The 19768-nt window shown below is 63.1% G+C and carries 27 protein-coding genes and 2 pseudogenes; 26 read left to right on the top strand and 3 right to left on the bottom strand.

What is annotated here, in order from left to right; translation table 11 throughout:
* Positions 1-4: 4 nt before the first annotated feature.
* Positions 5-814: pseudogene (locus HUK73_RS11635) on the top strand (YifB family Mg chelatase-like AAA ATPase); the annotation flags it as partial.
* Positions 815-831: 17 nt separating this feature from the next.
* Here the strand turns inward: HUK73_RS11635 and HUK73_RS11630 are convergent.
* The 3 genes and pseudogenes from HUK73_RS11630 to HUK73_RS11620 all read right to left on the bottom strand — a co-directional run.
* Positions 832-981: pseudogene (locus HUK73_RS11630) on the bottom strand (polymer-forming cytoskeletal protein); the annotation flags it as partial.
* Complete coding sequence (locus HUK73_RS11625; protein ID WP_176592037.1) at positions 962-2101, bottom strand: M23 family metallopeptidase; 1140 nt, start codon at positions 2099-2101, stop codon at positions 962-964. The pseudogene HUK73_RS11630 and the gene HUK73_RS11625, both read right to left, overlap by 20 nt.
* Positions 2102-2297: 196 nt before the next feature.
* Positions 2298-4583, bottom strand: coding sequence for a bifunctional diguanylate cyclase/phosphodiesterase (locus HUK73_RS11620; RefSeq protein ID WP_176592036.1), 2286 nt, complete (start codon positions 4581-4583; stop codon positions 2298-2300).
* A gap of 355 nt (positions 4584-4938) precedes the next feature.
* Between HUK73_RS11620 and rpsL the strand changes: the two genes are divergently transcribed.
* From rpsL to rplO, 25 genes are all read left to right on the top strand, one after another.
* Complete coding sequence (rpsL, locus tag HUK73_RS11615; protein WP_007686591.1) at positions 4939-5310, top strand: 30S ribosomal protein S12; 372 nt, start codon at positions 4939-4941, stop codon at positions 5308-5310.
* A gap of 13 nt (positions 5311-5323) precedes the next feature.
* Positions 5324-5794: a 30S ribosomal protein S7 gene (gene rpsG, locus HUK73_RS11610; protein ID WP_013847768.1), complete on the top strand. Its 471-nt coding sequence runs from the start codon at positions 5324-5326 to the stop codon at positions 5792-5794.
* A 165-nt stretch (positions 5795-5959) separates the two neighbouring features.
* Entirely contained in the window at positions 5960-8032 is a 2073-nt protein-coding gene (gene fusA, locus HUK73_RS11605) for an elongation factor G (RefSeq protein WP_176592035.1), read from the top strand.
* 134 nt (positions 8033-8166) lie between these two features.
* Positions 8167-9357, top strand: a complete 1191-nt coding sequence (tuf, locus tag HUK73_RS11600; protein WP_176592034.1) for an elongation factor Tu — start codon at positions 8167-8169, stop codon at positions 9355-9357.
* 209 nt (positions 9358-9566) lie between these two features.
* On the top strand, positions 9567-9875 hold the full coding sequence (rpsJ, locus tag HUK73_RS11595) for a 30S ribosomal protein S10 (RefSeq protein ID WP_007686587.1): 309 nt from the start codon (positions 9567-9569) through the stop codon (positions 9873-9875).
* 275 nt (positions 9876-10150) lie between these two features.
* The gene (gene rplC / locus HUK73_RS11590; protein WP_176592936.1) at positions 10151-10906 is read left to right on the top strand and encodes a 50S ribosomal protein L3; all 756 of its coding nucleotides are present in this window, start codon (positions 10151-10153) and stop codon (positions 10904-10906) included.
* 5 nt (positions 10907-10911) lie between these two features.
* A complete protein-coding gene (gene rplD, locus HUK73_RS11585; RefSeq protein ID WP_176592033.1) occupies positions 10912-11535 on the top strand; it encodes a 50S ribosomal protein L4 in 624 nt (207 codons plus the stop codon).
* Complete coding sequence (locus HUK73_RS11580) at positions 11528-11845, top strand: 50S ribosomal protein L23 (protein ID WP_013847763.1); 318 nt, start codon at positions 11528-11530, stop codon at positions 11843-11845. Before rplD ends, HUK73_RS11580 begins: the two co-directional genes overlap by 8 nt.
* Positions 11846-11847: 2 nt before the next feature.
* On the top strand, positions 11848-12684 hold the full coding sequence (rplB, locus tag HUK73_RS11575) for a 50S ribosomal protein L2 (protein WP_176592032.1): 837 nt from the start codon (positions 11848-11850) through the stop codon (positions 12682-12684).
* Between the two features lie 5 nt (positions 12685-12689).
* A complete protein-coding gene (gene rpsS, locus HUK73_RS11570) occupies positions 12690-12968 on the top strand; it encodes a 30S ribosomal protein S19 (RefSeq protein ID WP_021239760.1) in 279 nt (92 codons plus the stop codon).
* A complete protein-coding gene (gene rplV, locus HUK73_RS11565; protein ID WP_021239759.1) occupies positions 12968-13354 on the top strand; it encodes a 50S ribosomal protein L22 in 387 nt (128 codons plus the stop codon). The genes rpsS and rplV overlap by 1 nt, the downstream gene beginning before the upstream one ends.
* A 4-nt stretch (positions 13355-13358) precedes the next feature.
* A complete protein-coding gene (rpsC, locus tag HUK73_RS11560) occupies positions 13359-14054 on the top strand; it encodes a 30S ribosomal protein S3 (RefSeq protein WP_176592031.1) in 696 nt (231 codons plus the stop codon).
* Between the two features lie 21 nt (positions 14055-14075).
* Entirely contained in the window at positions 14076-14507 is a 432-nt protein-coding gene (rplP, locus tag HUK73_RS11555; RefSeq protein WP_007686573.1) for a 50S ribosomal protein L16, read from the top strand.
* A gap of 3 nt (positions 14508-14510) precedes the next feature.
* Positions 14511-14711 (top strand): 50S ribosomal protein L29, encoded by a 201-nt coding sequence (gene rpmC, locus HUK73_RS11550; protein WP_176592030.1) that lies wholly within the window; start codon positions 14511-14513, stop codon positions 14709-14711.
* Positions 14712-14725: 14 nt separating this feature from the next.
* Complete coding sequence (rpsQ, locus tag HUK73_RS11545) at positions 14726-14989, top strand: 30S ribosomal protein S17 (RefSeq protein ID WP_006960320.1); 264 nt, start codon at positions 14726-14728, stop codon at positions 14987-14989.
* A 200-nt stretch (positions 14990-15189) separates the two neighbouring features.
* On the top strand, positions 15190-15558 hold the full coding sequence (rplN, locus tag HUK73_RS11540) for a 50S ribosomal protein L14 (RefSeq protein ID WP_007686569.1): 369 nt from the start codon (positions 15190-15192) through the stop codon (positions 15556-15558).
* Positions 15558-15869, top strand: a complete 312-nt coding sequence (gene rplX, locus HUK73_RS11535) for a 50S ribosomal protein L24 (RefSeq protein ID WP_176592029.1) — start codon at positions 15558-15560, stop codon at positions 15867-15869. Before rplN ends, rplX begins: the two co-directional genes overlap by 1 nt.
* Positions 15869-16441, top strand: coding sequence for a 50S ribosomal protein L5 (gene rplE, locus HUK73_RS11530; RefSeq protein WP_176592028.1), 573 nt, complete (start codon positions 15869-15871; stop codon positions 16439-16441). Before rplX ends, rplE begins: the two co-directional genes overlap by 1 nt.
* Before the next feature lie 52 nt (positions 16442-16493).
* Positions 16494-16799: a 30S ribosomal protein S14 gene (gene rpsN / locus HUK73_RS11525; RefSeq protein ID WP_007707881.1), complete on the top strand. Its 306-nt coding sequence runs from the start codon at positions 16494-16496 to the stop codon at positions 16797-16799.
* Positions 16800-16811: 12 nt separating this feature from the next.
* Positions 16812-17207 (top strand): 30S ribosomal protein S8, encoded by a 396-nt coding sequence (gene rpsH / locus HUK73_RS11520; protein ID WP_087574637.1) that lies wholly within the window; start codon positions 16812-16814, stop codon positions 17205-17207.
* Entirely contained in the window at positions 17207-17740 is a 534-nt protein-coding gene (gene rplF / locus HUK73_RS11515; RefSeq protein WP_176592027.1) for a 50S ribosomal protein L6, read from the top strand. The genes rpsH and rplF overlap by 1 nt, the downstream gene beginning before the upstream one ends.
* 1 nt (position 17741) lies before the next feature.
* The gene (gene rplR / locus HUK73_RS11510; RefSeq protein ID WP_176592026.1) at positions 17742-18107 is read left to right on the top strand and encodes a 50S ribosomal protein L18; all 366 of its coding nucleotides are present in this window, start codon (positions 17742-17744) and stop codon (positions 18105-18107) included.
* A 2-nt stretch (positions 18108-18109) separates the two neighbouring features.
* The gene (gene rpsE, locus HUK73_RS11505; protein ID WP_046761669.1) at positions 18110-18817 is read left to right on the top strand and encodes a 30S ribosomal protein S5; all 708 of its coding nucleotides are present in this window, start codon (positions 18110-18112) and stop codon (positions 18815-18817) included.
* 5 nt (positions 18818-18822) lie between these two features.
* Entirely contained in the window at positions 18823-19002 is a 180-nt protein-coding gene (gene rpmD, locus HUK73_RS11500) for a 50S ribosomal protein L30 (RefSeq protein ID WP_150291172.1), read from the top strand.
* A gap of 149 nt (positions 19003-19151) precedes the next feature.
* Positions 19152-19688: a 50S ribosomal protein L15 gene (rplO, locus tag HUK73_RS11495; RefSeq protein ID WP_176592025.1), complete on the top strand. Its 537-nt coding sequence runs from the start codon at positions 19152-19154 to the stop codon at positions 19686-19688.
* The last annotated feature ends 80 nt before the right edge of the window (positions 19689-19768 follow it).

Below are 19768 nucleotides of genomic sequence, written 5' to 3'. Positions count from 1 at the left end.
GAAACCCTGTCCTGCTCCTGCGAAGGCGCTGGAAACGTCCATGGTGGCGAGTGTGGCGGGCACGCTGGCAGGCGGGCGGATCAGCCGGGCGCGGCCTTTCCGCAACCCGCATCACAGCGCGTCGATGGCGGCGCTGGTCGGCGGCGGGCAAAAGGCGCGGCCGGGCGAGGTCAGCATGGCGCATCTGGGCGTCCTGTTTCTCGATGAATTGCCGGAATTTCAGCGCGCCGTGCTCGATTCGCTGCGGCAGCCTCTGGAAACGGGCGAAGTGACGGTGGCGCGGGCCAATGCGCATGTGACCTTCCCGGCGCGGGTGCAGTTGGTGGCGGCGATGAACCCGTGCCGTTGCGGACATCTGGGCGATCCGGCGTTGGCCTGTTCCCGCGCGCCGCGTTGCGCGGCGGATTATCAGGCCAAGGTATCCGGGCCGCTTCTGGACCGTATCGACCTTCATGTGGAGGTTCAGGCGGTGACGGCTGCGAATCTGGTCCTGCCGCCGCCGGCCGAGGGATCGGCCGAGGTCGCTGGTCGGGTCGCAGCGGCGCGGCAGGTGCAGACGCAACGCTATGCGGGGACCGCCCTGCGCACCAATGCCGAGGTCGATGGCGAGCGGCTGGAGGATGTCGCGGGGCCGGATCAGGCCGGACGCGAACTGCTGGTGCAGGCGGCCGCGGCGATGAAGTTGTCGGCGCGGGGCTATACGCGGGTGTTGCGGGTCGCGCGGACGATCGCTGACCTGGCCGGGGCGGAGCGGGTCGGGCGGGTGCATGTGGCGGAGGCGCTCAGCTATCGGCGGCGCGCGCCGGTGAACTGATTTTGAGGGGGAATGATGTCCGCCCCCTGTACCAGCGCGGCACAGCGGATATCGCCGATCACCACGCCGTCGACATGCAGGTCGACGCTTGCGGTCAGGTTGCCGCTGATCGTTACATCGCTGCCGATGAGGGAAAAGGGTGCGTTCTTAGCCCCGGTTTCCGACATCGGCGAGACGGGCCGAGGCGACTTGCTGGATTTGGAGAACATCCTTGCGGGCCTCCAGAAAGCGGCGGGGGTTGATGGGATTGCCGTTCACGCGGACCTCGAAATGCAGATGCGTGCCTGTCGATCGGCCGGTCGAGCCCATGCGGGCGATCTTGTCGCCGCGTGCCACGCTCTGCCCGACATGGGCAGCAAAACCGGAAAGGTGGGCGTAGCGGGTCATGATGCCATTGCCATGGTCGACCTCGACGACATTGCCGTAACCGCTGCGCTGGCCGACGAAACTCACCTTGCCGGCGGCGGCGGCCAGGATCGGCTGGCCATAGCTGCCGGGGAAATCCAGCCCGGCATGGAAAGCGGCATGGCCGTTGAACGGGTCGCTGCGATAGCCGTAGCTGCTGCTCAGCATCGGCGTCGCAGTGGGTTTGCCGGAGGGGATGGTGAGCAGGCTGGCTTCCAGAAATTCCATGCGGGACAGTGCCTTGGCGAGTTTCTCGAACTCGCCCGGCATGGCGTCCTGCCCTTCCCACGGGACGAAGGGGCCACCCTGGGCGCGGGCAGCGCTGCGCGCGAGGGTGTCGGGGTTGAGGCCGAAGCTGCGGATTGCGGCGGCGGCCTTGTCCGCGCGCTGCTGGACCGTGCCGGTCAGGAGCGCGGCGAACTGGCGCTGGCGTTGGTCGATGCGGAGCAAGGGCGCGGCTTCGGGCGCCGCGCTGATCTTCCTGTTCAGCTTGTGGGCGCCGTTGCTGTCCTTGTCGGGGGCGCCGACGACATCGGCGGGTGTCGCAGCCTCGCCCTCCTTGCCGAAATGGGTGCGGTAGAGGTCATCCATGAAATCCTGCCGCTCTTTCAACTCCTTGGCGAGTTGATCGATCGACTGGCGGTAGGTTGCGACCTTGCTGGCGGTGCTGGCGACGGCCTTGCCCTCGGCGTTCAGCGCCGCGCGATCCTGCTCGATCCGGGCGCTGCTCATGGCCATCGACACAGTCAGGCCCGCCCAGCCGATCAGCACGGTGGACAGGAGGCCAGCGGCGGCAAGCTGCGCGCGCCGGGAAATGCGGATGAACTTCACCTCGCCGCCCGAGCGTAGGAAAATCTCCCGCTCCGGGCACAGGGCAGTCATCCTGGCCCAGAGGGCAGCGGCCCCCTTCTTGCTCTGTTGCGACAATTGCGACCCCGCATGTATTTTTACGTGAAGAGGCCGCTAACAAAAGGAATCGAGTCGCGCGAATCCGGGGAAGCGGACTCGTGACGAGTCGAAACGTGAACGGGGTGAAACGTGGAACTCCGATTTCGGTTCCGGCCGAAGATGAAAAAAATCAGAGGGGTAGGACGTCGGCTGCCTTCGTCCAGCCGAGCATGATGGGAACTTCCGATGCGGGGGCGGCAGCGCCGAAATGGAAGCCCTGGCCGAAATGGCAGCCGCCTGCGCGCAGATAGTCGAGCTGCCGCATATTTTCGACGCCCTCGGCCACGGTGCGGATGCCCAGGCTGTAGGCGAGGTTGAGCACGGTCCGCACGATCGCCGCATCGTCGGGATCGGTTTCCAGATCGCGCACGAAGCGCCGGTCGATCTTGATGATGTCGATCGGGAACTGCTTGAGATGCGAGAGCGAGGCGTAGCCGGTGCCAAAATCGTCGAGCGCGATCGATACGCCAGCGGCGCTCAGGCGGTGCAGGCTGCGTTCCACGACTTCGGCATTGCGGCCGAGAAAGACGGATTCGGTGATCTCCAGTTCGATCCGGTTCGGGGGGACCCCGGCGGCGCCAAGGGCGTCGAGCAGCCGGTCGGGAAAGCTGCTGTCGTGCAGTTCGACGCCGGGTACGTTGATGGCGACGTGGCCGAATTCGACACCCTTGTCCCGCCATGTGCGGCAATCGGCCAGCACCTGCGTGAGCATCCGTTCAGTGATCGCGCGGCCGAGTTCGGAATGTTCGAAGGCGGCGGCGATCTCGCCGGGCATGATGATTGATCCATCCGGGCGGACGCAGCGTAGGAGCGCTTCGAAACCGATGACCCGGCCCGTCGCAAGATCGACCTTGGGCTGATACCAGGGGGTAGGCGGGGCATGGACCAACGCATCGCGGGCACGCTCCAGCATTCGTGCTTCCCGCTGCCAGCGCTCCAGCAGGCCGGGTTCGAAGATGCAGGCCCGGCCCCGACCGCCGTTTTTCGCCTCATACAGCGCGATGTCGGCATGTTTCACCAGATCGGCAATGTCGCCAGCATGGTCGGGAAACAGCGCGACACCCATGGAAACGCGGCAGTCTATATCGCGCGTGCCGTGGCTCAGTGGTCGGTGCAACTGGCTCGTCATGCGCGTCAATATGGCGTCAAGGTCCGATGCCGTGCGCAGCCGGGTCAACAGTACGGCGAATTCGTCACCACCCATGCGCGCGACCAGATCGCCCGGCCGCACCGCGTCGCGCAGTCGCTGCGCCACGGCGCAGAGCAGGGCGTCGCCCGCGTCATGGCCGGCGCTGTCGTTGATCCGCTTGAATTCATCGACGTCGATCAGTGCCACGGCCATCTGTCCGCCCGAACGGCCGGTCGCGGCGGCGGCCTGCGCCAGCGTCGCCATGAAGTGCGAACGATTGGCCAGGCCCGTCAACGCGTCGGTCATCGCCAGATGGGCGAGATGGCGCTCCGCCTCCTTGCGGGCGGTGATGTCGACGATGCTGGAGAGGATGCAGTCCTCCCCCCGGATCAGGATGGGCCGACAGGACAGCAGGACGTCGTGAATTTGGCCTTCCCGGCTGACGATGCGGCATTCGGAATTGTCGACTTCCTGTCCGTCGGCGATGCGGTCGCGTAGGCTCGCCCGGGCGACCGTTCCCTCGCCCAGCATATGCGTGCGCGAAATGTCGCCATCCGCGCCGAAAGCGCGGGCCGCGGCGTCGTTGAGATGTGCCACCGAACCATCGGGCCGGGTAACAAGCAGCGGGATCGGCACGCTCATGAACATGCGCTCCAGCGTTTCGCTATTGGCGGCAAGGGCGGTGCGGGCGGCCTGCGCCATCTGGCTTGCGGTCCATTCCTTGCGCTGGAGCCGGTTGGTCCGGGCAATGGTGATCCACATCCCGCAATGCAGCATGAGGACGGCCATGATCATGCCGGGCGTCGTGGATGCGAAGGGGGCGGGGGCGAGATAGCCGATGAGCAGCAGTATCGCGCAGCCAAGGCCGCCGCCAACATTGCCCCGGAAACTCGTGGGCACCACCAGGTAAAAGATCAGCGGCAGCATCACGAGCACGAAGATCGCAATGTCGCTGCGGGAGGAAACCAAGAAGGCGACGCAGATGGCGGTGACGAACTGCCAGGTGAAGCAGATCTGTTCCACTGTCCGGAAGTTCACCATGTAGCGGCAGAAGGACAGGCAGGCCAGCGACCAGAGAATCACCGCGACTCGGGCCGGTACAGCCACCCAGAAATGCGGCGTGCCGGCAAAGCGCCAGTCACTGAAGAGAAAGAGCGCGTTGAGGATCGCCGACAACAGGAAAAGCACGCGGGCATGGCGTTGCGACTCGGGCAACCGGTCCGCCTGAAAAGCGGCCTCCATGTCGGAAACGTTGAATTCCCCGGTGATCGTCGAAAGCTGGGTCACGTTCCATCCATGCGCGCGCCTCCATGGCGGCATCGAACCAGAATAGATTCGCTCTTCTTATCAATTTACTAATGCTATTTTCACCATCTCGGACCGGCGTCGAAACGAGTGGCTTCGGCGCCATCCTTGACCCATCGGACGCGCATCGCTATAGGCGCGCCTGCTCAAAGGTCCGGCAAGGGTGGATTCGTCTGTCCGTAATCGGGTTCTTCGGGCGCCAGAGCTGAACATTGCCGGTGCTCTTGCGGCTCCGGGCGGGTTTCCGCCGGGGCCTTTGCTGTTTGGAGGCGATTCGCCTGTTTGCAGCAGGAACGCGGGAATGCAGGTAAAGTAACTGAAAAAGGTGAAGGGCTTCATGCCAACAATCAACCAGCTGGTCCGCAAGGGCCGCGAGCTGCAGAAGACCAAGTCGAAGGTCCCTGCAATGGAAGCGAACCCGCAGAAGCGCGGCGTTTGCACCCGCGTCTACACGACGACCCCGAAGAAGCCGAACTCGGCTCTCCGCAAGGTGGCGAAGGTGCGTCTGGTCAACCAGCGCGAAGTCATCACCTACATTCCGGGTGAAGGCCACAACCTTCAGGAGCACAGCGTTGTGCTGATCCGCGGCGGCCGCGTACGCGACCTTCCCGGTGTGCGTTACCACGTGCTGCGCGGCGTTCTGGATACCCAGGGCGTCAAGGACCGTAAGCAGAGCCGTTCGAAGTACGGCGCGAAGCGTCCGAAGTAAGGGAGACTAAAACATGTCACGTCGTCGTCGCCCCGAAAAGCGCGTTATCCTGCCCGATCCCAAGTTCGGTGATATCGTGCTGTCGAAGTTCATGAACAGCATCATGCAGGACGGTAAGAAGGCCGTCGCCGAGTCCATCGTTTACGGTGCGCTCGAAACTGTCGAAGCGAAGTCCAAGAAGGACCCGATCGGCATGTTCCATGACGCGCTGAACAATGTGAAGCCCGGCATCGAAGTCCGCAGCCGCCGCGTCGGTGGTGCGACCTACCAGGTCCCCGTCGAAGTGCGCCCCGAGCGCGCCCAGGCGCTGGCGATCCGCTGGCTGATCACGGCTTCGCGCAACCGCAGCGAAACCACCATGGCGGCCCGTCTGTCGGGTGAGCTGCTGGACGCTGCCAACAACCGTGGCAATGCGGTCAAGAAGCGCGAAGATACGCACCGCATGGCGGAAGCGAACCGCGCTTTCTCGCACTACCGCTGGTAAGCATGATGGAACGGGCGCCTTCCGGTGCCCGTTTCCTTTTGGAAATGCTCCGCAATTTCGGTCCGTTCGCCGGGGGTCTACCCATGGCGGACGGATTGGTTTAGGGGCCACCCGCAAGACTCAATCTATCCCCAACCGCCGGCGCGCCGGCAACGGAGAAGCATCATGGCCCGCAGCCATCCGCTCGAACGCTATCGCAATTTCGGTATCATGGCGCATATCGACGCCGGCAAGACCACCACGACCGAGCGTATTCTTTACTACACCGGCAAGTCCTACAAGATCGGCGAAGTCCATGAAGGCGCCGCCACCATGGACTGGATGGAGCAGGAGCAGGAGCGTGGTATCACCATCACGTCTGCGGCAACGACCTGCTTCTGGAAGGACCACCGCCTCAACATCATCGACACCCCCGGCCACGTCGACTTCACCATCGAAGTCGAGCGTTCGCTGCGCGTGCTCGACGGTGCGGTCGCCGCGTTCGACGGCGTTGCGGGTGTTGAGCCGCAGTCGGAAACCGTGTGGCGCCAGGCGGACAAGTACAAGGTGCCGCGGATGTGCTACATCAACAAGCTCGACCGTACCGGCGCCAATTTCTATTATTGCGTACAGACGATCATCGACCGTCTGGGCGCTACCCCGGCCGTCCTGTACCTTCCCATCGGCGCCGAGTCGGAGTTCGTCGGCCTGGTCGACCTCGTGCATGACCGCGCGATCATCTGGAAGGATGAGAGCCTGGGCGCCGAGTTCGAATATATCGACATCCCGGCCGACCTCGCCGACAAGGCTGCCGAATATCGCGAAAAGCTGATCGAGCTTGCCGTCGAGCAGGACGATGCCGCGATGGAAGCCTATTTGGAAGGCAATCTGCCCGACGTCGATACGCTGAAGAAGCTGATCCGCAAGGGTACGCTGGGCCACGCCTTCGTGCCGGTGCTGTGCGGCTCGTCGTTCAAGAACAAGGGTGTGCAGGCGCTGCTCGACGCGGTCGTCGACTATCTGCCGAGCCCGCTCGACATCGAAGACGTCCAGGGCGTCAAGATGGACGGCGAAACCCCCGACAGTCGTCCGACCAGCGACGATGCGCCGTTTGCCGGCCTTGCGTTCAAGATCATGAACGACCCGTTCGTCGGTTCGCTGACCTTCCTGCGCGTCTATTCGGGCACCCTGACCAAGGGCACCTATCTGAACTCGGTCAAGGACAAGAAGGAAAAGATCGGCCGTATGCTCCTCATGCACGCGAACTCGCGTGAGGACATCGACACCGCCTATGCGGGCGACATCGTCGCGCTGGCCGGCATGAAGGAAACCACCACCGGCGATACGCTGTGCGCCGAGCGCCAGCCGATCATCCTGGAGCGGATGGAATTCCCCGAGCCGGTCATCGAACTGTCGGTGGAACCCAAGACCAAGGCCGACCAGGAAAAGATGGGCGTCGCGCTCAACCGCCTGGCTGCCGAGGATCCGTCCTTCCGCGTTACGACCGATCACGAATCGGGCCAGACCATCATCAAGGGCATGGGCGAACTTCACCTCGAAATCCTCGTCGACCGCATGAAGCGCGAGTTCAAGGTCGAGGCGAATGTCGGTGCGCCGCAGGTGGCCTATCGCGAATATCTGAAGAAGCCGGTCGACATCGACTACACCCACAAGAAGCAGTCGGGCGGCACTGGCCAGTTCGGCCGCATCAAGGTGAAGCTGACGCCGGGCGAGCGCGGTGCGGGCATCATCTTCAAGGATGAGATCAAGGGCGGTAACATTCCGAAGGAATATATCCCCGCCATTGAAAAGGGCATGCGCGAAACGGCGGCCACTGGCTCGCTCATCGGCTTCCCGATCATCGACTTCGAAATCCTGCTCTATGACGGCGCCTATCACGACGTCGACTCGTCGGCGCTGGCATTCGAAATCACGGGTCGTGCAGCGATGCGCGAAGCGGCCCAGAAGTCGGGCATCACGCTGCTCGAGCCGGTCATGAAGGTCGAAGTCGTGACCCCGGAAGAATATCTGGGCGACGTCATCGGCGACATGAACAGCCGTCGTGGTCAGATCCAGGGCACCGATACCCGCGGTAACGCGCAGGTTGTCGAGGCGATGGTTCCGCTGGCCAACATGTTCGGTTACGTGAACTCGCTGCGGTCCTTCACCCAGGGGCGTGCGAACTATTCGATGATCTTCTCGCACTATGACGAAGTGCCGCAGAATGTGGCGGACGAAGTCAAGGCGAAGATGGCCTGAAGATTCCTGTGACCGATCCGGGCAACCGGGTCGGTTAGGGCTGGTAATCTGTAAATTTGCTGCTATGGACGCGCCTTCGCGAGGCGCGGCCGAGCGGTCAGACCAAAGCTGATTTGATTAGAAGGTAGGATAAAATGGCTAAGGCTAAGTTTGAGCGGAACAAGCCGCACTGCAACATCGGCACCATCGGTCACGTCGACCATGGCAAGACCTCGCTGACCGCGGCGATCACCAAGGTCCTCGCCGAAACCGGCGGCGCGACCTTCGTTGACTACGCCAACATCGACAAGGCGCCCGAAGAGCGCGAACGCGGCATCACCATCTCGACCGCCCACGTCGAATATGAGACGGAAGCCCGTCACTATGCGCACGTCGACTGCCCGGGTCACGCTGACTATGTCAAGAACATGATCACCGGTGCGGCCCAGATGGACGGCGCCATCCTCGTCGTTTCGGCCACCGACGGCCCGATGCCGCAGACCCGCGAGCACATCCTGCTCGCCCGCCAGGTCGGCGTGCCGCAGCTCGTCGTGTTCATGAACAAGGTCGACCTCGTCGACGACGCCGAAATCCTCGAGCTGGTCGAGCTGGAAATCCGCGAACTGCTGTCGTCCTACGACTTCGACGGCGATAACATCCCCGTCATCCCCGGCTCGGCCGTGAAGGCGCTGGACGGTTCGAACGACGAAATCGGCAAGAACGCTGTTCTCAAGCTGATGGAAGCGGTCGACAACTTCATCCCGCAGCCCGAGCGTCCGATCGACAAGCCCTTCCTGATGCCGATCGAAGACGTGTTCTCGATCTCGGGTCGCGGCACCGTGGTGACCGGCCGCGTCGAAACCGGCATCGTCAAGGTGGGTGAAGAAGTCGAGATCGTCGGCATCAAGGACACCCGCAAGACCACCGTCACCGGCGTCGAAATGTTCCGCAAGCTGCTCGACGAAGGTCGTGCGGGCGACAACATCGGTGCGCTGATCCGTGGCGTGGGCCGTGAAGAAGTTGAGCGCGGTCAGGTTCTGGCCAAGCCCGGCACCATCACCCCGCACACCGAGTTCGACGCGGAAGTCTATGTTCTGTCGAAGGAAGAAGGTGGCCGTCACACCCCGTTCTTCGCGAACTATCGTCCGCAGTTCTACTTCCGCACCACCGACGTGACCGGCGAAGTGATCCTCCCCGAGGGCACTGAGATGGTCATGCCCGGCGACAACGTGAAGCTCGGCGTCAAGCTGATTGCTCCGATCGCCATGGACCAGGGTCTGCGCTTCGCCATCCGTGAAGGCGGTCGTACCGTCGGCGCAGGGGTTGTCGGCACGATCTCGAAGTAATATAGGACCGCAGCGGCGCGAATCGCCTGATTCGCGCCGCTGAGGATTTTAACCGCCCCGGATCGCCTTTCTCCGGCTCGCATGAGCTAGAAGGGCCAGAAACGGGGCGGTAAATTTTTGTTGGCGCATTTTCACAAGTCATCGGCTGCTCCGGCTGATTTTTGAAAATGCTCTGAGTTTTTTGGCTCTTTCGCATCGGTACAGGAACAATGGACAGCAACATCCGTATTCGTCTCAAGGCGTTCGATCATCGTGTGCTTGATCAGGCGACCGGCGACATCGCCGACACCGCCCGCCGCACTGGCGCCCTTATCCGCGGTCCGATTCCCCTTCCGACGCGCATCGAAAAGTTCACGGTCAACCGTGGTCCGCACATCGATAAGAAGTCGCGCGAGCAGTTCGAAGTCCGCACCTACAAGCGTATGCTTGACATTGTGCAGCCGACGCCGCAGACGGTCGACGCGCTGATGAAGCTGGACCTGGCTGCCGGCGTGAACGTCGAAATCAAGCTGGCCTAAGCGCCGGCAAGTCCCTGCTCTCCGCAAGGTGGGCAGGGTATCGGGCATTCCGGCTTGCTGGAAGCTCAAACGACACAAGGGATACCGCACGGCCCCTCCGGTGAACCGGAATGGCGCGTGGTCCTGGTCCCCCGTCGCTGTTCCCGAGTAGGGGGTGGCATCCAACCCGGACGGGGTGATCTATATTTGGGTTGGGCCGCGAAGGAGAGATCCTGAGCGGTTTTTTCGTTGGATACGCCCGCTGCTAAGGCGGGCCTCTATGGGAGTAAACAGTGATGCGCACAGGCGTGATCGCTAAGAAAGTCGGGATGACCCGTCTGTTCCAGGAGGACGGACGTCATATTCCGGTTACGGTTCTTGCCCTTGAGGGCAATCAGGTCGTGGCCCGCAAGGAAGTTGAGCGTGACGGTTATGTTGCGGTTCAGCTGGGTGCGGGCGTCGCGAAGGTCAAGAATGTCGCCAAGCCGCAGCGCGGCCACTTCGCCAAGGCGGAAGTGGAGCCGAAGCAGCGTCTGGTCGAATTCCGTGTCGCCGAGGATGCGCTCCTCGATGTCGGCGCCGAAATCGCGGCCGATCACTTCATCGCCGGCCAGCTGGTCGATGTCGCCGGTCACACCCAGGGTAAGGGTTTCGCCGGTGCCATGAAGCGCTGGGGCTTCGGCGGTATGCGCGCCACCCACGGCGTGTCGATCAGCCACCGTGCCCATGGTTCGACTGGTAACCGTCAGGATCCGGGCCGCGTCTTCAAGAACAAGAAGATGGCGGGTCACATGGGTGACCGCGAGCGGACCCAGCAGAACCTCGAAATCGTCCGCACGGACGTCGAGCGTGGCCTGCTGTTCGTCAAGGGCAGCGTTCCGGGCGCCAAGGGCACCTGGCTGACCGTCAGCGACGCCGTCAAGGTGAAGCGTCCGGCTGATGCGCCCTATCCGGCCAGCCTGAAGGCTGCCGCCAACAGCAACAACGCTCCGGCCGAGACGCCCGCTGAAGAAGCGGCCGCTCCCGAAGCGACCGAAGGCCAGGAGGGCTGATTACCATGAAGGTCAATGTACAGACCCTCGACGCGCAGGCCGCTGGCGAAGTGGAGCTGAACGATGCCGTGTTCGGTGTCGAGCCCCGCACCGACATTCTGCACCGCGTCGTCCTCTGGCAGCTTGAAAAGCGCCGCGCTCCGACGCGTGCGACCCGCGAGCGTTCGGACGTTGCCCGCACCGGCAAGAAGTTCGGTCGCCAGAAGGGTGGCGGTACGGCTCGTCACGGTGACCGCAAGGCGCCCGTGTTCATCGGTGGTGGTAAGGCGCACGGTGCCCGTGCCCGCACCTTCGGTCACGACCTCAACAAGAAGGTTCGTGCGCTCGGCCTGAAAATGGCCCTGTCGTCGAAGGCCAAGGACGGATCGCTGATCGTTCTCGACAATCTCGATGTGGCGGAAGGCAAGACCAAGGCTCTGGTCGCGCACCTCGCCAAGCTGAACCTCAACAAGGCGCTGTTCATCGACGGCGACGCGGTGAATGTCAGCTTCGCGAAGGCTTCGGCGAACATCGTCGGCGTGAACCTGCTGCCGGCTGTTGGCGCCAACGTCTACGACATCCTTAGGGCGGAATCGCTGGTGCTGACGCGCGCCGCGGTCGAAAAGCTGGAGGCGCGTTTCAATGGCTAAGAAAGAAGCCGCAACCGTGGACAACCGTCATTACGACGTTGTTGTCGCTCCGGTTATCACCGAGAAGTCGACGCTTCTCTCCGAGAACAACGCCGTGGTCTTCAAGGTCGCCAACGATGCGTCCAAGCCGGAGATCAAGGCCGCCGTCGAAGCCATTTGGGGTGTGACCGTCAAGAGCGTGAACACGCTGGTCGCCAAGGGCAAGACGAAGCGCTGGAAGGGCAAGCCCTACACGCGTTCGGACGTGAAGAAGGCGATCGTTCGTCTGGCTGACGGCCAGTCGATCGACATCACCGAAGGAGTGCGCTGATCATGGCGCTGAAGCAATATAACCCGACCAGCCCCGCCCAGCGCGGTCTGATCCTCGTCGATCGCAGCGGTCTGCACAAGGGTAAGCCCGTCAAGGCGCTGACCGAAGGCAAGCGCAAGACCGGCGGCCGCAACAACAAGGGTCATGTGACCTCGCGCGGCATCGCCGGCGGTCATAAGCAGCGCTATCGCATCATCGACTTCAAGCGTCGCCTGTGGGACGTCGAAGGCACGGTCGAGCGTCTGGAATATGACCCCAATCGCACCGCCTTCATCGCGCTGGTCAACTATCCCGATGGCACCCAGGCCTATATCCTGGCGCCGCAGCGTCTGGCTCCCGGTGACAAGGTCATCGCGGGCAAGAAGACCGACGTGAAGCCGGGCAATGCGATGGAACTCGGCCAGATGCCGGTCGGCACCATCATCCACAATATCGAGATGAAGCCCGGCAAGGGTGGTCAGCTCTGCCGTTCCGCGGGCACCTACGCCCAGCTGGTCGGTCGCGATCGTGGCATGGTGATGGTCCGTCTGTCCTCGGGCGAGCAGCGCTACATCCGTTCGGACTGCATGGGCACCGTCGGTGCCGTGTCGAACCCGGACAATGCCAACACCAACCTCGCCAAGGCCGGTCGTAACCGCTGGCTGGGCAAGCGTCCGCTGACGCGCGGTGTGGCGAAGAACCCGGTCGACCACCCGCATGGCGGTGGTGAAGGCCGGACCTCGGGCGGCCGTCATCCGGTCACCCCGTGGGGTAAGCCGACCAAGGGTGCACGCACCCGCCACAACAAGGCGACGGACAAGTTCATCATCCGTAGCCGCCACGCGAAGAAGAAGAGGTAAGCGAGATGGCTCGTTCCGTCTGGAAAGGTCCGTTCGTGGACCTCAGCCTTCTGAAGAAGGCGGAAGTCGCTCAGGATGCCGGTGGCCGTGCTGGTCCGATCAAGACCTGGTCGCGCCGTTCCACCATCCTGCCGCAGTTCGTCGGTCTGACGTTCAACGTCTATAACGGCCGCAAGCATGTTCCGGTGTCCGTCAACGAGGACATGGTGGGTCACAAGTTGGGCGAATTCGCTCCGACCCGCTACTTCCCCGGCCACGCCGCCGACAAGAAGGGCAAGCGCTAATGAGCAAGGAAAAGGCTCCCCGTCGCGTCGCCGACAATGAGGCGCTGGCCGTTGGCACGCAGATCCGTGGTTCGGCCCAGAAGCTGAACCTGGTCGCCACGCTCATCCGCGGCCGCAAGGTCGAGGACGCGCTGAACATCCTCGCCTTCTCGAAGAAGGCGATGGCGGTCGACGTGCGCAAGGTGCTGGCTTCGGCCATCGCCAATGCGGAAAACAACCACAATCTGGACGTCGACGCGCTGGTCGTCGCGGAAGCATCGGTGGGCAAGAGCTTCACCATGAAGCGCTTCCACGCCCGCGGCCGCGGCAAGTCGACCCGGATCCTGAAGCCCTTCAGCCGCGTGCGCATCGTCGTACGGGAAGCAGCTGAAGAAGCGGAGGCGTAAGACTATGGGTCACAAGAGCAATCCGATCGGTCTGCGTCTGCAGATCAACCGCACCTGGGACAGCCGCTGGTTCGCGGAAGGCGCCGATTACGGTCGCCTGCTGCTGGAGGATCTGAAGATCCGCCAGTATATCATGAAGAACCTGCCGCAGGCCGCGATCTCCAAGGTCGTGATCGAGCGTCCCGCCAAGCTGTGCCGCGTGTCGATCTACGCTGCCCGTCCCGGTGTCATCATCGGCAAGAAGGGCGCGGACATCGAGAAGCTGCGCAAGAAGCTGGGCAGCTTCACCTCTTCGGACGTGTCGCTGAACATCGTCGAAATCCGCAAGCCGGAAATCGACTCCAAGCTCGTTGCGCAGGGCATTGCCGATCAGCTGGAGCGTCGCGTGGCGTTCCGCCGTGCGATGAAGCGCGCGGTGCAGTCGGCTCTGCGTCTCGGCGCCGAAGGCATCAAGATCACCTGCGGCGGCCGGCTGGGCGGCGCGGAGATCGCACGCGTCGAATGGTATCGCGAAGGCCGCGTTCCGCTGCACACGCTGCGTGCGAACGTCGACTATGCCGAAGCCGAAGCCCACACTGCCTATGGCGTGTGCGGCATCAAGGTCTGGATCTTCAAGGGTGAAATCCTTGGTCACGATCCGATGGCTACCGACCGGCTGATGCTGGAGGCTCAGACCTCCGGCGTGCGCCCGGCGCGCTGAGAATAAGGTAGGTATAGCGTCATGCTGCAACCGAAAAAAATGAAGTTCCGCAAGACCTTCAAGGGCCGGATCAAGGGCGACGCCAAGGGCGGTTCGGCTCTGAACTTCGGCGCCTATGGTCTGAAGGCTCTGGAGCCCGAGCGCGTCACGGCACGCCAGATCGAAGCGGCCCGCCGTGCGATCCAGCGCCACCTTCGCCGTCAGGGCCGTCTGTGGATCCGCGTGTTCCCCGACGTGCCGGTTTCCAAGAAGCCCGCTGAAGTCCGTCAGGGTAAGGGTAAGGGTTCGGTCGAATATTGGGCAGCCCGCGTCAAGCCGGGCCGCATCCTGTTCGAACTGGACGGCGTTCCCGGCCCGCTCGCAGCAGAGGCTTTCTCGCGCGCCGCGATGAAGCTGCCGATCAAGACGAAGGTTGTCGCTCGCCTCGGCGACACCTCCCACCTGGAGGGTTAATCCGTGGCGAATGTAGCTGACCTCAAGACCAAGTCGGACGATGAACTGTCGACCGAACTCAACAACCTGAAGCGCGAGCAGTTCAACCTGCGTTTCCAGGCGGCCACCAACCAGCTGGAAAAGCCCAGCCGCGTGAAGGAAGTCCGCCGTTCGATCGCGCAGATCAAGACGCTGCAGGGCGAACGCGCCCGCGCTGCGAAGTAAGAAGGGAACACACGATGCCCAAGCGCGTGCTGACGGGAACGGTGGTTTCCGACAAGACCGACAAGACGGTGGTGGTTCGCGTGGAGCGCAAGGTTAAGCATGCGCTCTACGGCAAGATCATCCGCCGCTCGAAGAAGTACCATGCCCATGACGAGGGCAATGTCTACAAGGAAGGCGAAACGGTCCGCATCGAGGAGACCGCTCCGATTTCCAAGCTCAAGACCTGGAAGGTCATCGAGCGCGTGGACACCCACAAGTCGCCGGAGACGGCGGCCTGAGGGAGGCTCGTTGAGCCTTTGAATTAAAAGTGTCGGGCGGGGCTGGCCTTTTCCTTCCGGAAAGGGTACAGGCCCGCGCTTCGCGTAGAGTCACATGACTCGTCAAAGGCAAGTTGCGAGACTCGCCAAAGGCTCTAGGCAACGAAATTCGGAACCGCCGGGAATTGTCCCGGTAGGCCAAATAAGAAGGAACCGGATCCATGATCCAGATGCAATCCAATCTTGACGTCGCTGACAACAGCGGCGCCAAGCGCGTCCAGTGCATCAAGGTGCTGGGCGGCTCGAAGCGCCGCTTCGCGAGCGTAGGCGACATCATCGTCGTCTCGATCAAGGAAGCTGCGCCTCGTGGCAAGGTGAAGAAGGGTGACGTGCATCGCGCCGTCATCGTGCGCACCGCCAAGGACGTGCGTCGCGCTGACGGCAGCGTGATTCGCTTTGACGGCAATGCCGCTGTGCTCATCAACAAGAACGAGGAGCCGATCGGCACCCGTATCTTTGGCCCGGTCGTTCGCGAACTGCGCGCCAAGAAGCACATGAAGATCATCTCGCTCGCCCCTGAGGTGCTGTAATGAGCGCTGCCAAGATCAAGAAGGGCGACAAGGTCGTCATCCTGGCCGGCAAGGACAAGGGCCGCACCGGCGCCGTCCTGCAGGTGATGCCGAAGGACGACAAGGTCCTCGTCGAGGGCATCAACGTGCATGCGCGTCACCGCAAGCCCGACCAGGCGAACCCGCAGGGTGGCATCGAGCGCAAGCCCGCGCCGCTCCACATTTCGAACGTCGCTGTCGCCGACAAGGATGGCAAGCCGACCCGCGTCCGTTTCGAGGATCGCGACGGCAAGAAGGTCCGCGTCGCCGTCAAGTCCGGTGAGGTGCTGTAATGAGCGACAAGTACACTCCGCGCTCGAAGGCGCAGTATGACGCTGAAATCGCCAAGGCGATGACCGAGAAGTTCGGTTACAAGAACGTCATGCAGGTCCCCAAGATCGAGAAGATCACGCTTAACATGGGCGTGGGCGAAGCGACCCAGGACAAGAAGAAGGTCACCTCGGCGGCCGAGGAAATGGAACTGATCGCCGGCCAGAAGCCGGTCATCACCAAGGCCCGCAAGTCGATCGCGCAGTTCAAGCTGCGTGAAGGCATGCCGATCGGCGCCAAGGTCACGCTGCGCCGCGAGCGCATGTATGAGTTCCTTGATCGTCTGATCAACGTTGCTCTGCCCCGCGTGCGCGACTTCCGTGGTCTCAATCCGAAGAGCTTCGACGGCCGTGGCAACTATGCCTTCGGCATCAAGGAGCAGATCATCTTCCCCGAGATCAACTATGACCGCATCGACAAGGTGCGCGGCATGGACATCATCGTGACCACCACGGCGAAGACGGACGAGGAAGCGCGCGAACTGCTGCGTCTCTTCGGTTTCCCCTTCCCGCTCGAAGAGAAGCAGGCGGCCTGAACAGGCCCCGCTTCTCTCCCAAACGCTTAAGCTAAGGAAGAGAACTTAAGTCATGGCGAAACTGAGTTCGATCAACAAGAACGAGCGCCGCAAGAAGCTGGTGAAGAAATATGCCGGCCGCTATGCGAAGCTCAAGGCGATCGCGAATGATACCGCGGCCGATGACAGCGATCGTCTGATCGCGCGTCTGAAGATGGCGGAGATCCCCCGCAACGGCAATCCGACCCGCGTTCGGAACCGCTGCGAGCTGACGGGGCGTCCCCGCGCTTATTACCGCAAATTCCGCCTCTGCCGCGTGCAGCTGCGTGATCTGGCCAACAAGGGCCTGATCCCCGGCGTCACCAAGTCGAGCTGGTAAGGATCATTTGAGATGGCATTGACCGATCCCCTGGGTGATATGCTCACCCGCATCCGCAACGGGCAGCAGGCGAAGAAGGACAGCGTTATGTCCCCGGCTTCGAAGCTCCGCGCCCGCGTGCTCGACGTGCTGCAGCGCGAAGGTTATATCCGTGGCTATTCCGAGGAAGCCCTCGGCAAGCACCCCGGCCTGCGCATCGAGCTGAAATATTTCGAAGGTCAGCCGGCGATCAAGCATGTCGCCCGCGTGTCCAAGCCTGGCCGCCGCGTCTATTCGGGTTCCAAGGAACTGCCGGTGGTGCGCAATGGCCTGGGCATCACCATTGTCTCGACGCCCCGTGGCGTTCTGTCGGACGCCGAAGCGCGTGAGCAGAATGTCGGCGGCGAAGTGCTGGCGGAGGTGTTCTGATGAGCCGTACTGGTAAGAAGCCGGTTGCCGTCCCTGCGGGCGTCACCGCTGCGATCGCCGACGGTCAGCTGTCGGTGAAGGGCCCCAAGGGCACCCTGTCGCTGCCGCTGGCCGACGAAGTCACCTACAGCATCGAAGACGGTGTGATCGCGGTGAAGCCTGCCAATGACAGCAAGCGCGCTCGCGCTTTCTGGGGCATGCAGCGCACCCTGATCGCGAACCTGATCACCGGCGTGACCGAGGGCTACACCAAGAAGCTCCTCATCACCGGTGTCGGTTATCGTGCGGACGCCAAGGGCAAGGTTCTGAACCTGAAGCTCGGCTATTCGCATGACGTCGACTTCGACGTGCCCGAGGGCATCGAGATCAAGACCCCGGATAACACCACGGTCGAGATCAGCGGCATCGACAAGCAGAAGGTGGGTCAGGTTGCCGCCGAGATCCGCCGCTGGCGCAAGCCCGAACCCTATAAGGGCAAGGGTATCAAGTACGCCGGCGAGTTCATCTTCCGCAAGGAAGGGAAGAAGAAGTAAGATGGCAAAGCTTTCCCTCTTCGCGCGGCGTCGTCGCCGCGTCCGCACCGCGCTCAAGGCTGTCTCGGGCACCCGTCCGCGCCTCAGCGTCCACCGTTCGGGCCGTCACATCTACGCCCAGATCATTGACGACGCGCAGGGCAAGACCCTGGCTTCGGCTTCGACCCTGGACAAGGATGTGGGTGCCAAGGCTCTGGGCAAGACCGGGGCCTCTTCCGAAGCCGCTGCCGAAGTCGGCAAGCGCGTCGCCGTTGCGGCGACCGCCGCCGGCGTTACCCAGGTCGTGTTCGACCGTGGTGGCTTCCTGTTCCATGGCCGCGTCAAGGCGCTGGCCGATGCGGCCCGTGAAGCCGGGCTGGAGTTCTGATCATGGCTGAAGAAAACACCATCGAAGCCGGCGCCCCGACCGAGGGCGTCGAGGCTCAGACCGAAGGCCGGGGTCCCGGTCGGGGCCGTGGTCGTGGCGGTGACCGCAATCGTGGCGAGCGTGGCGGCCGTGGCCGTCGCGACGACCGTCGCGGCAACCGCGACGAGGAGCAGGGCGAAGAGCTGATCGAGAAGCTGGTTCACATCAACCGCGTCTCGAAGACCGTCAAGGGCGGTAAGCGCTTCGGTTTCGCCGCTCTGGTCGTCGTCGGCGACGGCAAGGGTCGTGCGGGCTTCGGTCATGGCAAGGCGCGCGAAGTGCCTGAAGCTATCAGCAAGGCGACCGCTTCGGCCAAGAAGGCGATGGTTCGCGTTCCGCTGAAGGAAGGCCGCACCCTGCACCATGACGGCCTCGGCCATTTCGGTGCGGGCAAGGTGACTGTGCGTTCGGCTCCGGCCGGTACGGGCATCATCGCCGGTGGTCCGATGCGCGCCGTGTTCGAGAGCCTCGGCGTCGCTGACGTCGTGACCAAGTCGAACGGCACTTCGAACCCCTATAACATGATCCGGGCGACCTTCGCGGCGCTGGGTGAGCAGGTCAGCCCCAAGGCGGTGGCGCAGCGTCGCGGCAAGAAGGTTGCCGACCTGCTTCGTCGCGGTGGAGCCTCGGCCGAAGTCGCCCAGGCTGATGCCGAAGCGATTGCGGAGTAACTGATATGGCGAAGATCAAGATCAAGCAGATCGGTTCGCCGATCCGTCGCCCCGAAGCTCAGAAGAAGATTCTGATCGGTCTGGGCCTTGGCAAGATGCACCGCGTGGTGGAGCTGGAAGACACTGCGGAAGTCCGCGGCGCCATCGCCAAGCTGCCCCATATGGTGGCCGTGGTCGAAGGCTGAGCCTCTCGATCATCAAGGAATGAAGCGGGAGAGGGGGCGACCCCTCTTTCGTTTTTTGGGAAAGGGCGCTAATGGCGCGCCCTCTTTAAGTTGTCCCGCCAGAGAAATCATGAGCGGGACTGCGCGAACATAGCGAAAGCGAGTGCACAATGACCAAGCTTAACGAACTCAATGACAATGCCGGCGCCCGCAAGGGCCGGATGCGCGTCGGTCGTGGTATCGGCTCGGGCAAGGGCAAGACCGCCGGTCGCGGCCAGAAGGGTGCGAAGGCGCGTTCGGGCGTCAGCATCAACGGCTTCGAGGGTGGCCAGATGCCGCTCCACATGCGTCTGCCGAAGCGCGGCTTCAACAACATCTTCGCCAAGGATTACGCGATCGTGAACCTGGGCGCGGTGCAGAAGGCGATCGACGCCGGCAAGCTGGACGCTAACGCCACCATCGACCATGCGGCGCTGAAGGCTGCTGCCCTGGCCCGTGGCGGCAAGGACGGCGTGCGTCTGCTCGCCAAGGGTGAACTGACCGCCAAGGTCAGCTTCCTGGTCGCCGGTGCCTCTAAGGGCGCTGTCGAAGCGGTCGAGAAGGCTGGCGGCAAGGTCGCCGTGATCGAGGTCGTTCCGGCGGCTGAGAAGGCCAAGGCGAAGAAGGGCACTGCCCTCGCCGCCAAGAAGGCCGCAGCGAAGGCCTGATTCGGTCTAGCAACTCTTGCAAGCATGGCCCCGCTGCCCGATATGGGTGAGCGGGGCCATGTGTTTTGGGGCAGTTTTTT

It is taken from the genome of Sphingobium sp. EM0848 (genome assembly GCF_013375555.1).
Lineage (GTDB): Bacteria > Pseudomonadota > Alphaproteobacteria > Sphingomonadales > Sphingomonadaceae > Sphingobium.
Note: the sequence above shows the minus strand (reverse complement) of the source record. Positions and strands in the feature narration are given on the sequence as shown.

Excerpts from the sequence above, each read along its gene's own strand:
- rpsL (WP_007686591.1), top strand. The coding sequence starts at position 4,939 with ATGCCAACAATCAACCAGCTGGTCCGCAAGGGCCGCGAGCTGCAGAAG.
- HUK73_RS11625 (WP_176592037.1), bottom strand. The coding sequence starts at position 2,101 with ATGACTGCCCTGTGCCCGGAGCGGGAGATTTTCCTACGCTCGGGCGGC.
- rplN (WP_007686569.1), top strand. The coding sequence starts at position 15,190 with ATGATCCAGATGCAATCCAATCTTGACGTCGCTGACAACAGCGGCGCC.
- rplC (WP_176592936.1), top strand. The coding sequence starts at position 10,151 with ATGCGCACAGGCGTGATCGCTAAGAAAGTCGGGATGACCCGTCTGTTC.
- rpsH (WP_087574637.1), top strand. The coding sequence starts at position 16,812 with ATGGCATTGACCGATCCCCTGGGTGATATGCTCACCCGCATCCGCAAC.
- rpsS (WP_021239760.1), top strand. The coding sequence starts at position 12,690 with ATGGCTCGTTCCGTCTGGAAAGGTCCGTTCGTGGACCTCAGCCTTCTG.
- rpsE (WP_046761669.1), top strand. The coding sequence starts at position 18,110 with ATGGCTGAAGAAAACACCATCGAAGCCGGCGCCCCGACCGAGGGCGTC.
- rplE (WP_176592028.1), top strand. The coding sequence starts at position 15,869 with ATGAGCGACAAGTACACTCCGCGCTCGAAGGCGCAGTATGACGCTGAA.
- rplP (WP_007686573.1), top strand. The coding sequence starts at position 14,076 with ATGCTGCAACCGAAAAAAATGAAGTTCCGCAAGACCTTCAAGGGCCGG.
- tuf (WP_176592034.1), top strand. The coding sequence starts at position 8,167 with ATGGCTAAGGCTAAGTTTGAGCGGAACAAGCCGCACTGCAACATCGGC.
- rpsQ (WP_006960320.1), top strand. The coding sequence starts at position 14,726 with ATGCCCAAGCGCGTGCTGACGGGAACGGTGGTTTCCGACAAGACCGAC.
- rplO (WP_176592025.1), top strand. The coding sequence starts at position 19,152 with ATGACCAAGCTTAACGAACTCAATGACAATGCCGGCGCCCGCAAGGGC.
- rpsC (WP_176592031.1), top strand. The coding sequence starts at position 13,359 with ATGGGTCACAAGAGCAATCCGATCGGTCTGCGTCTGCAGATCAACCGC.
- rplF (WP_176592027.1), top strand. The coding sequence starts at position 17,207 with ATGAGCCGTACTGGTAAGAAGCCGGTTGCCGTCCCTGCGGGCGTCACC.
- rplR (WP_176592026.1), top strand. The coding sequence starts at position 17,742 with ATGGCAAAGCTTTCCCTCTTCGCGCGGCGTCGTCGCCGCGTCCGCACC.
- rpmD (WP_150291172.1), top strand. The coding sequence starts at position 18,823 with ATGGCGAAGATCAAGATCAAGCAGATCGGTTCGCCGATCCGTCGCCCC.
- rplX (WP_176592029.1), top strand. The coding sequence starts at position 15,558 with ATGAGCGCTGCCAAGATCAAGAAGGGCGACAAGGTCGTCATCCTGGCC.
- rplD (WP_176592033.1), top strand. The coding sequence starts at position 10,912 with ATGAAGGTCAATGTACAGACCCTCGACGCGCAGGCCGCTGGCGAAGTG.
- HUK73_RS11580 (WP_013847763.1), top strand. The coding sequence starts at position 11,528 with ATGGCTAAGAAAGAAGCCGCAACCGTGGACAACCGTCATTACGACGTT.
- rplB (WP_176592032.1), top strand. The coding sequence starts at position 11,848 with ATGGCGCTGAAGCAATATAACCCGACCAGCCCCGCCCAGCGCGGTCTG.
- rpsJ (WP_007686587.1), top strand. The coding sequence starts at position 9,567 with ATGGACAGCAACATCCGTATTCGTCTCAAGGCGTTCGATCATCGTGTG.
- rplV (WP_021239759.1), top strand. The coding sequence starts at position 12,968 with ATGAGCAAGGAAAAGGCTCCCCGTCGCGTCGCCGACAATGAGGCGCTG.
- rpsN (WP_007707881.1), top strand. The coding sequence starts at position 16,494 with ATGGCGAAACTGAGTTCGATCAACAAGAACGAGCGCCGCAAGAAGCTG.
- fusA (WP_176592035.1), top strand. The coding sequence starts at position 5,960 with ATGGCCCGCAGCCATCCGCTCGAACGCTATCGCAATTTCGGTATCATG.
- rpsG (WP_013847768.1), top strand. The coding sequence starts at position 5,324 with ATGTCACGTCGTCGTCGCCCCGAAAAGCGCGTTATCCTGCCCGATCCC.